We start from the raw sequence: 14,732 nt of genomic DNA on the forward strand, positions 1-14,732 counted from the left end.
AGGGTGAACCCTGGATGGGCTCCCCCTTTTTTCTGTTATAAGAATACCATGTTTTACGATGGAATGGCTTCAGTTTCCTCTTTTTTCATTTCTTTTTCCAATTTGGCGATTTTCGCATCGATTGTGTTGCGGTAATATGAGGAGTTCACCCCGTGCTCGAGTTGATCCAGGTACGTCTCGATCTCATCGAATTTCGAGAACGAGGCGTTATTGTAGCCTGATGAAGATTCCAGCACGCTGTTCATCTTATTATGGGCGCGGGCGATATTTTCCCTGCCCATAAGCTCCATTCTTTTGATGTACATATCTTTCAACTTATGCTTCATTTCCTCGTATTTTCTTTCGAGCTCATCCAGCTCTTTCACAGCCTTCAGCTTAAGATCCGCGATGCGTTCTGCGCGCTCATCATAGTATTTTTGTTCCTGAAGGGCAAATTCGTAAAGCTCGGTTTCGCTTGCCTTTGAAGCCACTTCCGCCTGATGTTTTCTTTTTTCCGCAAGTTTCACTGCCTGCTGGTATTCTTTTGTGAATTCTTCTTTGAGAAGGTATTGGCGTTCGACCAGTTTCCTGACTTTTTCTACTTCGTTTTCGCATTGTCTGAGGTAGTGGTTAAGTACGGAGATCGGGTTTTTCTTCTCTTTTTTATCTAATGCTTCGTGCAGGTCGGACATGACTGTATTTTTGATTCTTTGGAATAAGTTTGGCATGGTTTTTTCTCTCCTTTTGATATGTTTTTTATTACTATCGGTTTTGAACATGGACCGTTCCTTTTCGCTCCAGGCACTTGCTTTCCGCGGGGAGGAAGTCAAGCCTCCTCGGCGTTCCGCCTGCGGGGTCTCGACTTTTCCTCTATTTCCCGTCGGAGTCAAGTGCCTTCCGCTACAATCCACTCTAGACATCCATCCAAGTATGAAAGTCTTATATTGTTAAACTGGATGCAAAACTCACACATTTTGCGCCTAAATGGGCGAGTCTTCGTCTTGCACTCCAATCAACCGCTGGATGGAACTTAAAATTCTCAAGACATACAACACTGCATTTTGTCTATGGACCAAGATCTACTGATAAAACCCTAGTTCTTTAACTGCGACCATTCTTTTTCAAAGTTGGTGAATGGGTCGTTGGATGTTTCTTGGATGATGATGTCTTGTTTTTTCCAGTTTTTGTAGATTACGTAGAGGACGTAGAGTGCGACGAGTCCGATGATGGCCGGGAAGTTGGATACTGTGGCGCTGAATGCCGCCAGTCCGATCAGGGCCCAAAGGACCTTTTTGAATGTTGAGTCTGTTTTAAGGAACGCCTTGACGCTGTAATACATGATCACCAGGGACAGCGCGAGCCCCACGATCGGTCCTAAATTGGCAAGCAGCACGATCGCTGCGATCCCTCCCGCTAAGAGCAATCCGAATTTTTTCATGTGTTGTTGCCTCCTTTCTTCTTCATGTCTTTATCCTACCTGGTTTTCGCAGTCCCCATAACGAGCTCTGGCTTTATTTTCAGCTAAGACTTGAGGCTTAGCCCGGGTAGGACTGCATATAAAAAAGCCCGTCCCCGCCGCTTTAAAGCGATGGGGGACGGGCCTTCGATTTAGTTTGTCAGTTCAAGGAATTCATCGACATCGGCAATGCAGAGCTTTATGCCTTTTTCCCAGAATGCTTCCTGGGTGATGTCTTCCCCGAGGTGTTTCATGGCGAGTTCTTCAACGTTCATGATTGCTGTATCGCGAAGCAGCGCCATGTACTTTTCTTCATAATTCTCACCTGACTCGAGAGCCTTTGCGTAAATGCTCAGTGAGAACAGGTAGCCGAAGGTGTAAGGGAAGTTATAGAACGGTACACCTGTGATATAAAAATGGAGTTTGGATGCCCAGAAACGCGGATGCACTTCCCCCAGTGAACCTGCGAAAGCCTCTTTCTGGGCTGCCGCCATCAGTTCATTCAGTTTATCTGCAGAAACGATTCCTTTTTTACGCTCCTCATAGAAGCGGGTTTCAAACAGGTAGCGGGCATGGATGTTCATGAAGAAGGCGACGCTGCGCTGCAGTTTATCTTCCACAAGGGCGATTTTTTCTTCCTTCGTCTCCGCTTCCTTCACAGCTGCATCTGCGACGATCATTTCCGCGAAGGTTGAAGCTGTTTCAGCGACGTTCATCGCATAGTTGCGGTTTAGCGTATGCATCGGACGCAGGGCGTAGGAGTGGAAAGCATGCCCGAGTTCGTGAGCGAGCGTCGATACGTTGGACATGCTCCCTGAATACGTCATGAAAATCCGTGACTGGTCGTTCATCGGAAATGATGTACAGAATCCGCCAGGACGTTTGCCGGCACGGTCTTCCGCTTCGATCCAGCTGTCTTCGAACGCTTTTTCAGCAAATCCGGCCATTTCCTCCCCGAAACGGGCGAATTGCTTCAGGATGAAGCGGGCTCCTTCATCATAGCTCATCGTGCTCGTCGATTCGGCAACCGGTGCATCCTGATCGAACCAGTCGAGCTTCTCTTTGCCCAATAACTGCGCTTTCCGATTAAGATAGTCCACAAACGGAGCTTTATTTTTTGAAATCGCCCCCCACATCGCATCGAGTGTTTCCTGCTTCATGCGGTTATATTCAAGCGGCTCTTTCATGATATCTTCCCAGCCGCGCTTCTTGTAAACAGTCAACCGGAAACCGCCCAGGTGATTAAGCGTCTTCGCAAATAATTCTTCATTCTGCTTCCACGCCTCTTCCAGCTTTTCGAAAATCTCTTTCCTAGTTTGCTTATCAGGACTCGACAGCAGATTATTTGCCTGTCCGACCGAGAGCTGTCTGCCTTCATGCGTGATCTCCATTGAGCCGACAATCGTGTCATACATCTGGCCCCAGCCATGGTATCCGTCCACCGAAAGGGCGCCGATCAGCGCTTCCTCCGTGCTGGACAATTTATCTTTTGCCTTTTGTCTCCATTCATTTAAGACAAATGTGATTTCTTTTAACCTGTCATGCTGAAGGAGCTCCTCCCAAACTTCCTCGGAGCTGTCTGAGAGCTGCTGCTGAAATTTCGTGAAAACAGAAGAAAAATCCGCGCTTATGCTCGTGATTTCCCCCCTCAGCTCATCAGCTTTCCGGTCGTGCATGTTCTGGGCTTCAAGGCAGCTGACGAACGCCCCTGCCTGACGCAGATAAAGCATCACTTCTTTGGCTTCCTCAATCAAATTCCACACGAGATCGGCATCGCTGCCTGACTGCGGCGGGTGAAAAGCAATCGCATTTTCCTCGAAATGCGTTTTCATTTTTTTCAGCGTTTCGAGATGTTCCCTGAATGCTTGTGACTCACTTCCGCCTTGAAAAAATACATCTAAATCCCATACATCAGAATATGTAGTGTTCATAATTGCCCCCTATTTTTATCTAATACCTGTCTTTGTATTATTCTCGATTCATGGACTGAATCCTCCCATTAATCGAAAGATATTTCGACTCTCTAAAAAAAGATTAACCCTGACAGAACAGTGGAATAGTATTAAAAATATAACTCCGCATAGATTTAGTTTAGACAAAGATGGGAGGACTACTTATGACAAAATTGATATTGAACATCCTGGCCTTTGCACTTGTTATCATCATGAACATACTTTCCGTCACATTGCCCCTAAATAACCAATCGACCTCGGAAATAAGCGACCGATTGGATATCCTGCTGACTCCGGCAGGTTATGTATTTTCGATATGGAGCCTGATTTATCTGCTATTGGCTGTGTGGATACTGAGGATGATCCCTAAAAGCAGGAGGGGGCTGCCACTTTATCAGAACACGAGCGGTCTCTTCATACTGAGCTGTCTGCTGAATTCCGGCTGGATCCTTGTCTGGCATTATAATTATTTTCTTGTTTCGGTATTTGTAATGATCGGCCTGTTCCTGACCATCGCATCACTTTACAGGGAGGTAAAACGGACGGACCCGGCTCTCTTGGATATGGCCCCATTTTCAATTTATTTTGGGTGGATCTCGATAGCAATGATCGTTAACATCCTCTACTATTTTACCGACATCGGTCTGATTGGAGAGGGCAGTGCCGGCAGTTTCTGGTCTTACGGCGGCCTGCTGATTGCAACGGTACTTGCGATAGTGGTCAGAGTTTCTCAAAAGGATTGGCTGTATCCGCTTGTCTTCGTTTGCGCGTTTGTTGGGATCGGCATGAAAAACTTAGATGCACATGGAGCATTTGCTTATACCGCATACACCCTGGCTATCGTCATTCTGCTCATCACCCTGTTCTACCGAAAGACCCGCATTCCCGGACGTCCTTAACGGCATCAGGGTACCCAGGTATAGAAACACCGCTTCTGACTGACATTAAGTTGGAGGGGGTGTTTTTGTATGGAAAATGGTCACGGCAAGAAGCGGACGGTTTCCGGAACAGATATTGAAGAAGTGAAAAAGCTGAACAGCGAGTCGGGATTGACGTACAACCAGGTGAAACAACTCCTTGGCGGGCAGTACTCCCGGAAAAAATAACTTAAAGCACCGGGCTGATGCTCTATGAGTTGCTTTAGAAAAACGCACTTGAATTCTACATGGAATTCACAGTGCGTTTTTTGTCTTGCAGATCAACATTTTTTGTTGTTATTTCAAATTATTGGATATAAAATGATTTTATCAATCAGAATCAAAGGGGAATGAACATGAGTATAGAGCTGTTTTCAGAGAGGTTAAAACTAATTCCTTGCAGTGATGAGGCATTCGCAACTCACTCTGCTCAAGACTACGAACTTGGACCTCACATCGAAATGCACCTTGAAGAATTAAAAGAAGACCCATCTGTGTTTGGGTGGGGTGTCTGGTTTGTAATCGATAAACAAACGAATAAAATCATTGGAGATATGGGGTTTAAAGGCAAGCCTGATGAAGAAAATTCCGTAGAAGTCGGTTACGGGATAAAAGCTTCTGAATAAAATAAAGGATATGCAACAGAAGCATTAACATGTCTCATTGAATGGGCACTTCATTCTCATTCTGTAGATAAAATAGTTGCTGAATGCCTGGAGGATAATATCCCTTCCATTAAAGTATTAGAGAAACTAAATATGACAAAAACCGGAAAAGTTAATGATATGCTTTATTGGCAGCTGGATAAATAATCAGTGTGAAAAGAGGTTGGGACTAAAAAAATCATCATTAAATACGAACAATAGCAGTAGGTTCTTAATACCGCTAATGATTTCCGGGCAAGACTTCGCCTTCCGCGGGCGGTTGGTGAGCCTCCTCGTCGCTCTGCTCCTGCGGGTTAGGTAAGCGGAAGGGCTTTGGTCAGAGGCTGGTGGCATAAGGCGAATCGCCCACGAAGGCGTTCTTTGCCTTCTTGGGCGAGTTGACTTATGTCATGTGCCTCTAAGCACTGGAGCTGGACAAATAGAAAAGCGGAAGCGGCTCGCCCAGAGGCGACAAGCATAAGGCGAGAAAGCCGGAAAGGCGTACTTTGCCTTTTTGGCTTTCTTGACTTATGACCTCGAGCCTCTAGCCGCTGGAGCTGGACAAATAGAAAAGCGGAAGCGGCTCGCCCAGAGGCGACAAGCATAAGGCGAGAAAGCCGGAAAGGCGTACTTTGCCTTTTTGGCTTTCTTGACTTATGACCTCGAGCCTCTAGCCGCTGGAGCTGGACAGGTCTCACCTAACTCGCTTTTCCCGCAGGAGTCTTCGTCCTGCACTCCAATCAACCGGTAGAAATTAAAAACCCGAACTGAGTTGCCTCATTTTGTGCAAATTAGTTCGGGTTTTATTCAGACTAAAACATTTTTGTCCCAGCTTCTTTTTGTTTTTATTTCACATTCCCATTCTGATTGTTCTCACGCTGTTCTGCAAGCTTCTCGTTGATTTTTTTCATTTCCTTGCAGCGCTGGGTAAGACTTACGATGGTATCTCCCTGTTCGATTTTTGGAGATGCACCCTCGGTGAAGAATTCGATTCTGCCTGAAGGCTTCAGGGCGAATAGCAGCAGTGTATTTTCATCACGTTCTTCAAGATAAGCCTCAAAGCGGTATTTTTCCGTGATGCTCGTCTTCCTGAACACATCTCCTCTTTCTATCCGCTTATTCAATTCTTCCCAAGTCACATTTTCCTGGAAGAGGATTCTTCCCCCGATGGTGTGAACCATGTCCTCAAGATCCACTTCCCCCTGATTGCGCAGGCTCAGCTGGAATAAATTATTCCTCCCGATTTCAGGGACAAAGGTGGTGCAGACAAGTGCATTATAAGAGTCAAGTTCAGTTGCCGCAATCATATATTCATACGGTGTCAGATCGAGATAATACTCCGTCTGCTCCGAAAGGATTTCTCCTTTGTAAAAAGGTACTCCCGCTTTCCTTACCGGAATCAGACGCTGCCAGGAAGAATCGGCAATCAAAACCGGAATCTTCAATTCCTGGAGTGTCTTTGCGAGTTCTGTACTGAAGCTGTTGCCTCCGACAATCACAACACCCGGCTGCTCATCAATGGCAAGATCCAGTTTCTTGGCCAGCCACTTGATCGAGAACCCATGTGCCACGACAGTCGAGAATACGAGGGCAAACGTGAGCGACGTCAGGATCGATGCATCCTCGAATCCTTTTTCCAGCAGGACGGAAGCAAAGTAACTTGAAACCGTCAGTGCCACGATCCCCCTCGGAGCGATCCACCCGACAAGAAGCTTCTCTTTATTCGAAAGATCAGTCCCGATCGTTGACAGCCAGATTGATAAAGGTCTGACAATGAAAAGCATCAGCAGAACGAATGCAACGATATTCCAATTAAAGATCCGCAGCAGCGTATCAACTGATAACGATGCTGTCAGCATGACGAAAATGGTCGATATCAACAGCACCGAGATATTCTCTTTGAAATGGCGCATATCATCAATTGAAGAGATATGCATATTCGCCAGGGTCATCCCCATCACCGTTACTGCCAGTAGACCCGTTTCATGCATGATTTGGTCGGATATCGCAAAACTTGCAAGCACCAATACGAACACAACCGGCGACTTTAAAAATTCGGGGACATGTCCTTTTTCAAAAATGAAGGCAGTGAATTTCCCCACGAGCCATCCGAACACTCCTGCAAAAATAGATGCTGCAAAGAAAAGGAGCAATGAGGTTGCAGTGACATGTTCGCTGATCAGAAAGTTGATGATTTCAAATGCAAAGACAGCCAGTAATGCCCCAAACGGGTCTACCACGATCCCTTCCCATTTCAAAATTGCGGCAGGCCGCGGCTTCAGCTTTGCCTGCCTGAGAAGGGGCAGGATCACTGTCGGACCTGTCACAATGAACAATCCTCCGATGACAAATGCCACCGCCCATGACAATCCGGCTACATAGTGGGCGCCGAGAGAACCGAAAATCCAAGCCAGCAGAGCCCCGAATGTCACGATGCGGAAGACAGGTTTTCCAAGTCCCCTTACTTCACGGAAGTCGAGGTTCAAACTTCCCTCAAATAATATGATGGCCACGGCCAGCGACACGATCGGTTTGAACATATCACCGAAATCAGCTTTTGGATCGATCAGCCCGAATATCGGCCCTACAAGAAGGCCTGCAATCGACATCACGACAATGGCAGGCATCCTGAATCGCCATGCGAGCCATTGGGAAGCAATGCCGAGAAAACCGATTAGCATTAAGTTAAACAATATAGAATCAATCATCGCGTACTCCTTTGATGTATGAATTAGCAAATTCGCTGCTGTAATGATGGCATTATGCTTATGGAACATGATAATCGGTAAGGGCGGTTCGTTGCAAAAGATAAGAATCCTAGTATGTGTTAGTTTACATTTTTACCGCTGATTTTAACCAAATAGTCGTTTCCAATTCTCTGCATATCGTCACATAATGAAGAAGAGCACTCAATACTGCACCTGCATTCATGCCGATGATGACCCCTGTCATGCCGAAATCAGGATGAGACCCGAGTATGTAAATCAGGCTGAAGGAAAATATGCTTGCCCAAACCGTATGGATCAGTGCATCCTTTACCAGACCGAGACCGATGAGAAAAGCCTGGAGTGGCAGCACTAGAAAATGAAAGAAAAAATACGGCCACAGCAGCTTGAGGTAAAACGCAGAGGTAGTCGAGTGGAAAAACGTCACAGTGATATAGTCACCCAGCAAATAATAGATGGCAACTGCCGGCACCCCGTACCCAAGCGTGATCCACATCACCTGCTTCAAGTGCTGGAGGATCCCCTCCCCATCATTCGCCGAAGCTTTCTCGGAAATTGTCGGTATCAGGACGATCAACAGCGAAAAAGCGATAAATGAAGGGAAAAAGCCGATAGTCAATGCAATCCCGGCCATCATGCCAAAATGTTCATTCGCTTCTACCGCCCCCATCCCTGCGTGGACGAGTGCCAATTTTATAAGAAAAGGCTGAACGGCATGGGTAAAAGCATGAAAAATCCTCAGGACAGTGGTCGGGACAGAGACGGATAATATCGACCTCCTCATCTCCCCCTTCGATAAACGAACATGCAGGATACCTTCCTTCCCTTTACCCCTCCGGTTAAGAATGTAAGCCTGCATCAAATAAATAAATACGACCGCTTCACTGGCGACCAGCGTACATAATGCAATAAAGATGGATGTATCGCTTGTGAAGGATAAAAATTGATAAATGGAAACAAGGAGGATCAGCTGTATCCCTTTACGCAGAAAATTGGCGACCGCGATCTTCCGCATCTGCTGGACCCCCATAAAATACCCCCTTGTGATCGAGGTAAACGCCACAATAGGAATAACAGCCAGGATCAGCCAGCGGATACCCGCATGAATCCCTTGGAACAGAGGTGTCCACATATAGACAAGTACCATCCCAATCAAAAGAAAAATCGTCGTCAGCACGGCAAACCTGAATACATACTGAAGCATGCCGCGATGATACTTCTCATCCTTTTCCGCAATGAACTTCGACAAGCTGATCGGCAGCTCCATACTAGAGAGAATCATCACCAAAAAAACCGTCGGTAAAATCGACATATATGTACCAAGTCCCGCCTCCCCGAGCTCCCGAGCCAAAATCATATTGATCATGAATTCGACCAATTCACCAAAAAAAGCCGTTATCACAAGCACCAGCGTGCCTTTTAAAAACAAACTCATAGATCCGGACCACCTTCGAATATGATAATTCATTGTATGAGGGTTGTCCGGTGATTATGTGTTTGCGGGTTGGGTGGGTATTTGGGGATTGGATTGGGTGAGCGGTGCCTTGGGAGAGTGGTGCCTGGCTCGGATAGGGGTGATTGAGCCTGGCTCAGATATGGTGAATTGAGCCTGGCTCAGAGTGGAGGTTTTGAGCCTGGCTCTATTGGGATGATATGAGCCAGGCTCAGGATGCCTGGATTGAGCCTGACTCAACTTCGTAGCCTCAACCTCGTGAGTTCGGATTCGAACGCTCGGCTTAGAAGCAGCTGCGCGGCGGCTCGCTGGGAGTCTGGTGAAATTTGTCGATTTTTGAAGAATCGTCGGTATCACGGAAAAATTGTCGATAAACCCTCACTTTCTCGCTAACCACTCCAAAAACGCTGATAACTCACATTCCGCCATCCGTGGTGCCTGGCACCCCCCCCACTCATATAATTGGAGCAATTCCTCCCTCACATTCGTCCAAATTCACCCTCCACACATAAAAATCCATCCCCTCCCCCATAAAAAAACAGCCCCCGCACCAAGCGGGAGCTGTCCATCTTACCTTTATACCTTATACTTCTTCTGTCACGTTCTTTTTACGGGACAATTTCCGTTTCAATTTCATTAAAATCTCATACACGATCGGTACGACGATAAGCGTCAACAGCGTCGAGCTTGTCAGTCCGCCGATAACCGTCACACCCAGGCCTTTCGAGATAAGTCCGCCGCCTTCAAGACCAAGAGCCAGCGGGAACAGTGCCCCGATTGTTGCAATCGCCGTCATCAGGATCGGACGCAGACGGGTCGCTCCTGCTTCAAGGAGGGCTTCGCGTGTAGATAACCCTTCTTTTTCCTTATGGATGACGCGGTCGATCAACACAATGGCATTCGTCACGACGATACCGATCAGCATCAGGGCTCCGATCATGGAAGAGATACTGATGGTTTCCCCGGAGATCAGCAGGGCGACAAGGGCACCTGTGATCGCGAATGGAAGCGAGAACAGGATGGCAAATGGCGCAAGGCCGCCGCCGAATGTAATGACCAGGATCAGATAGACAATCGCGATCGCCGCTAGCATCGCAAGACCCAGTTGCGTGAATGATTCCTGGATATCCTCTGTCACTCCGCCCATGTTTACATCAACACCCGATGGAAGGTCAAGATCTTCAATATCTTTCTGGATGGCAGCGGAAGCTTTGGAAACATCGCTTGAGCTCAGTTCTCCGCTGACTTTCGCGTACACCTTTCCGTCACGTCTTGAGACGGTATCAGATGTTTCTCCTTCTTCGACCTTCACGACCTCTTCGATCGGCACTTCCATACCCAGCGGAGATTGAATCGTTTTTCCGGTCAGATCTTCAATGTTTTCATATTCTTCTTTTTCAACATCAAGATAGACATTTACGTCTTCCCCGTCTTTCTCGATTGTTGTCAGGACAGGCCGTTCGCGGGTCTGGCCGAGTTCCATGGCAATCTGGCCCGCAGTCAGGCCATACTGGCTCAGTTTTTCCTGATCTGCAACAAGCGAGTATTCTTCATAAGACTCGGAGATGCTTGAATCCACTTTTTTAACATCCTTGATGTCTTTCATCTTATCCTGGACATCATTTACAACAGGTTCGATTTCTTCGAGCGTGTCACCGTACACAAATACGACGATTTCATTGCTGCCTGCACTCGCGGAGAAATCCTGCTGTGCCCACTCGCCTTTATCTGTCTGTTTCTGAAGGTCCTGGATGACTTTTTCTTTTTCATCAGCAAAATTTTCTGTGTCGTCATTGTATTCCACAAAGAAGATGGCATCGCTTGTGCTGCCGGGATTCATCGGGTTTTCCCCTCCGACTGAATACTGGATCGTTTCTGCACCTTTACGATCCTGCAGATATTCTTCCGCTTCACCTGCGATTTCCATTACATCTTCTTTCGTCTGACCAGGATCCGGCTTATACGTAGCCATCATCATTTTTTCTTCATCGGAAGGGATGAAGCTGACTCCGATGAGGGGAACGAGGAACAAGCTTCCCACAAGCATCGCCACTGCAAGGAGTGATGTGATGATTTTGTGATTCAGCGTCCAATTCAGTACTCCTTTGTACCAGTTCGCCAGGCGGCTGGGCTTCTCTTTATGCTTCTTGCCTGCACCTTTTTTGAACATGGAATGCGCAAGCATCGGCACGATGGTCACGGCAACGAGAAGTGATGCCAGCAGGGCAAACACAATCGTCAATGCAAATGGAAGGAAGAGCTCCCCTACCATGCCGGAAACCAGTGCAAGCGGAAGGAATACCGCGATCGTAACGATCGTTGAAGACATGATCGGCACGAACATTTCTTTCGTTGCTTCACGGATCAATTCTTTCCCTTTCAGCATTTCACCCTTCAGGGACATTCTTCGGTAGATGTTCTCCACTACGACAATGGAGTCATCGATGACGCGTCCGATGGCTACCGTCATCGCACCAAGCGTCATGATATTCAGCGTAATATCCATTTGATTCAACACTAAAATCGCAATTAAAAGCGATAAAGGAATCGAGATGACCGAAATGATCGTCGATTTTATGTCACGCAGAAACAGAAGGATGATGATGACCGCAAATATCGCCCCGAACAATGCTTTATTCAGCATCGTACTGACGGATTGTTCAATCGGTTCACCCTGGTCAAAGGTAGAGATGATCTCGATATTATCGATATCTCCCTCGAATTTCTTCACTTCGTCCTTAACCGCATTTACAACATCGACGGTATTGGCATCAGCCGCCTTTACGATTTGTACGCCGATGGATTCTTTCCCGTTCGTTCTTGAAACCGATTCGGCTTTACCGGTCACCTCGATGCTTGCGATCTCTCCCAGTTCAACCGTAGGGATCTTCACATCGGCAGGCATGTTCTGCTGCGGAGCCGCCTGCTGAGTTGGTGCCTGTTGGTCCTGTGTACCCTGGGACGGTGCCATGCCCTCTCCGCCGGACGGCGTCACAGGAATTTTGATTTCTTTTAAATCTTCCAGAGTGGAGATATTCCCGTCAACGAGAACCGACTTCTGGGTATCACCAAACGTATAAAGACCGAGCGGCGCCGTTACATCGGAGCCCTTGATCATATTTTTGACCGTTTCTTCATCAAGGCCGTATTTCGTCAGTTTTTCCTGGTCGAATACCAGATTGGCTTCTTGGATTTCCTGTCCGGAAACCTGAACAGAAGCTACACCGTCAAGACCTTCAAGGCCCGGAATAATGGTCTCTTCAACTGTAGAAGTCAACTGGGCAAGTGACTGATCCTCGTTTGCGACACTCAACGCGATGACCGGAAAAGCGTTCATACTGATTCTTGTCACATCAGGATCCTGGACGCCTTCAGGAAATGAAACTTCGGATAAAGCTTCTTCTACTTCTGTCTTTGCTTCATCCATATCTTTTGAAAATTTGTATTCAATTTGGACGGAAGATGCGTTTTGAAAAGATGAGGAACTCACCACATTCACCCCGTCCAGGTTTTCCAGACGTTTTTCAATCGGTTCAGAGACTTTATCTGCCACATCTTCAGGCGCTGCGCCTGGGTAGACAGTCGTCACACTGACAACCGGTACATTGATATTTGGAAGTGTTTCAAGCTTCATATTAAAGCCTGAGTATAAGCCTGCCACGATGACGATGATGGTCATCAGCCAAACAGCAAACTTATTCTTAAGCACAAAATTGATTATACTGTTCACTCTTTATTCATCCCTTCTCTTTCTGACTGACTAGTCATAACATAGACTAATATAACTGACCGTACAGTCAATAGTCAATACTTGTTAGAAAATAAAGGTTTATTTTTACTGACCAATCGGTCATAATGTAAATAAGGAGTTTACCGGGGAGAGAAAAGCATGAAGGAAAAAGAAAAGTTAATCATCGAAACATCCATAAAGTTATTTGCCAGCAAGGGATTCAATGCCACCTCAGTCCAGGAAATTGTCAATGAATGTGACATTTCCAAAGGGGCCTTTTACTTATATTTTAAATCGAAGGAAGCCCTCCTGCTGGCCATCATGAAATATTATTTCGAAATGATCAGGGATCAGGTGGATCTTATCGAGCACGAAGACCTGGCGCCATACGAAAAATTCCGCAAGCAGCTCGAGTTCCAGCTCGTGGAAGTCTGGAAACATAAAGAATTCATCATCATGCAGATCAGGGAAAACGCGATGCCCTTCAACGAAGACATCCACGCCCTGCTTCACCAAATGAAGGTACACACGTATGAATTTTATAAACGCCGGCTGACCGCCATTTACGGAAAAGAAATCGAACCATATTTCTGGGACCTTTCACTGATCATCCAGGGGATCCTCAAATCTTACCTTGAAGTCGTGATGCTCGATAAAGTCGAAATGGATTTCCGTTACTTGTCAGAGTTTATAATGAAACGTGTGGATGACCTGGTTCACGGCCTCCTCGGAAGCAGAGAAGAACCTGTCCTGTCCACCGAGAAACTGGCTCCCCTGCTGCAGTCGGCAGAAGCCGGGCCGGTAAATGAAGATATGCTGGTCAACATGATCGATGAACATCTTCTAAGTGTTGAAGACGAAACAGGATTGATCTCGCTTGAAGTGATTAAAGAAGAAATATTAAAAGAAGAAACACGGACGGTTGTGATCAAGGGAATGATCGTTAACATAGAAGGTGACTCTTCGCTGCGCGGATTAGTGGAGAAAATCAGGGAGTATTACGAACTTTAAGAGCTTCAGGCTTGGGCCGGGTAGGGATACCCGGTTTTTTGATGGTTTGGGCCCTGAGGTTGGATTGGTAACCGCCATATTAGAATCATTATTATAAGAGCATAAAATCTTGATTTGGAGCATAAATTTCCAGTTTGGAGCATAAAATTTGAATTAGGAGCATAAACCCCTGGATGGGAGCATATCTTCCTTCCTGCTAATAAAAACAACCATTATCCAGGTATATCCCTCAATATTAACCGGACTTGACTAAATCCCAGCTGAATCCATCTAAAAAACCTGCCAAATTCATCACCAATCCAACTCACTTACCCTCTAACCCCCATACTTCTCTTTCAACTCCCTGATCCCTTCCTTGCACACCCCATACTCCAGCCAGGAACATCCTTCACATAAGTAATCGAGATCATCCGGGTTCACCTTTTCAACTGTCAGCTGGACAAGGTCTGATTTCATATAGGTCTCCCCGGCAGTTAATCCTAAATGGCTAATTACTTTCCCATCCATCGACAGGACGTGCCCGTTTGAGTCCTCACTCTTCTCGCATGCTGTCCGGCCCCTGTGCGGACAAGCCTGACAGGCATCATCGAATCCCTGCAGCACCTGCACCTGAAAATCCGAATCTTCATCACGGATATCATCAGTGATATCTGACATGACTTTAACGAAGCGCTCGCTGTACCCCATCCCCCTGAATCCGTGGGTACATAGGAGATGGTGGCCCCTCAGCTTCCTATTCATCCATGCAGCGCCTCCTTTCATATTTTAATAGAGTTCCATATTCTAATACTAAAAGAAATCCCCATCATTTTCTAGACACTCCGGTAAAAGCAGTTATAATAGATTTAGTCTTGTTTGAGAAGG

The 14,732-nt window shown here is 46.5% G+C and carries 11 protein-coding genes and 1 pseudogene; 5 read left to right on the forward strand and 7 right to left on the reverse strand.

Annotated features, from left to right (window positions below; genetic code table 11):
* Nucleotides 1-53 precede the first annotated feature (53 nt).
* The 3 genes from ACKA06_RS01270 to ACKA06_RS01280 all read right to left on the reverse strand — a co-directional run bounded on the left by ACKA06_RS01270 (nucleotide 54) and on the right by ACKA06_RS01280 (nucleotide 3,369).
* The gene (locus ACKA06_RS01270; protein ID WP_032085837.1) at nucleotides 54-707 is read right to left on the reverse strand and encodes a PspA/IM30 family protein; all 654 of its coding nucleotides are present in this window, start codon (nucleotides 705-707) and stop codon (nucleotides 54-56) included.
* Between the two features lie 365 nt (nucleotides 708-1,072).
* Complete coding sequence (locus ACKA06_RS01275; RefSeq protein WP_197670042.1) at nucleotides 1,073-1,417, reverse strand: lmo0954 family membrane protein; 345 nt, start codon at nucleotides 1,415-1,417, stop codon at nucleotides 1,073-1,075.
* Between the two features lie 170 nt (nucleotides 1,418-1,587).
* Nucleotides 1,588-3,369, reverse strand: coding sequence for a M3 family oligoendopeptidase (locus ACKA06_RS01280; RefSeq protein WP_411158954.1), 1,782 nt, complete (start codon nucleotides 3,367-3,369; stop codon nucleotides 1,588-1,590).
* A 182-nt stretch (nucleotides 3,370-3,551) separates the two neighbouring features.
* Between ACKA06_RS01280 and ACKA06_RS01285 the strand changes: the two genes are divergently transcribed.
* From ACKA06_RS01285 to ACKA06_RS01300, 4 genes and pseudogenes are all read left to right on the forward strand, one after another.
* Nucleotides 3,552-4,286 (forward strand): TspO/MBR family protein, encoded by a 735-nt coding sequence (locus tag ACKA06_RS01285; RefSeq protein WP_411158872.1) that lies wholly within the window; start codon nucleotides 3,552-3,554, stop codon nucleotides 4,284-4,286.
* A 69-nt stretch (nucleotides 4,287-4,355) separates the two neighbouring features.
* Nucleotides 4,356-4,493, forward strand: coding sequence for a hypothetical protein (locus ACKA06_RS01290; RefSeq protein WP_032085577.1), 138 nt, complete (start codon nucleotides 4,356-4,358; stop codon nucleotides 4,491-4,493).
* A 167-nt stretch (nucleotides 4,494-4,660) separates the two neighbouring features.
* Nucleotides 4,661-4,930 (forward strand): GNAT family N-acetyltransferase, encoded by a 270-nt coding sequence (locus tag ACKA06_RS01295; RefSeq protein ID WP_411158873.1) that lies wholly within the window; start codon nucleotides 4,661-4,663, stop codon nucleotides 4,928-4,930.
* Nucleotides 4,931-4,942: 12 nt separating this feature from the next.
* Nucleotides 4,943-5,116: pseudogene (locus ACKA06_RS01300) on the forward strand (GNAT family N-acetyltransferase); the annotation flags it as partial.
* Nucleotides 5,117-5,793: 677 nt separating this feature from the next.
* On the opposite strand, the gene ACKA06_RS01305 reads toward ACKA06_RS01300, so the two are convergent.
* The 3 genes from ACKA06_RS01305 to ACKA06_RS01315 all read right to left on the reverse strand — a co-directional run bounded on the left by ACKA06_RS01305 (nucleotide 5,794) and on the right by ACKA06_RS01315 (nucleotide 12,857).
* A complete protein-coding gene (locus ACKA06_RS01305; protein ID WP_064563416.1) occupies nucleotides 5,794-7,656 on the reverse strand; it encodes a cation:proton antiporter in 1,863 nt (620 codons plus the stop codon).
* A gap of 124 nt (nucleotides 7,657-7,780) precedes the next feature.
* A complete protein-coding gene (locus ACKA06_RS01310) occupies nucleotides 7,781-9,109 on the reverse strand; it encodes an oligosaccharide flippase family protein (protein WP_411158874.1) in 1,329 nt (442 codons plus the stop codon).
* 601 nt (nucleotides 9,110-9,710) lie between these two features.
* Entirely contained in the window at nucleotides 9,711-12,857 is a 3,147-nt protein-coding gene (locus tag ACKA06_RS01315; protein ID WP_032085833.1) for an efflux RND transporter permease subunit, read from the reverse strand.
* 159 nt (nucleotides 12,858-13,016) lie between these two features.
* Between ACKA06_RS01315 and ACKA06_RS01320 the strand changes: the two genes are divergently transcribed.
* Entirely contained in the window at nucleotides 13,017-13,868 is an 852-nt protein-coding gene (locus ACKA06_RS01320; RefSeq protein ID WP_411158875.1) for a TetR/AcrR family transcriptional regulator, read from the forward strand.
* A 315-nt stretch (nucleotides 13,869-14,183) separates the two neighbouring features.
* Here the strand turns inward: ACKA06_RS01320 and ACKA06_RS01325 are convergent, their stop codons facing one another.
* Nucleotides 14,184-14,609, reverse strand: a complete 426-nt coding sequence (locus ACKA06_RS01325; RefSeq protein WP_411158876.1) for a DUF1284 domain-containing protein — start codon at nucleotides 14,607-14,609, stop codon at nucleotides 14,184-14,186.
* Nucleotides 14,610-14,732: the final 123 nt, after the last annotated feature.

The sequence above is a fragment of the Rossellomorea oryzaecorticis genome (assembly GCF_045897515.1).
Classification (GTDB): domain Bacteria; phylum Bacillota; class Bacilli; order Bacillales; family Bacillaceae_B; genus Rossellomorea; species Rossellomorea enclensis.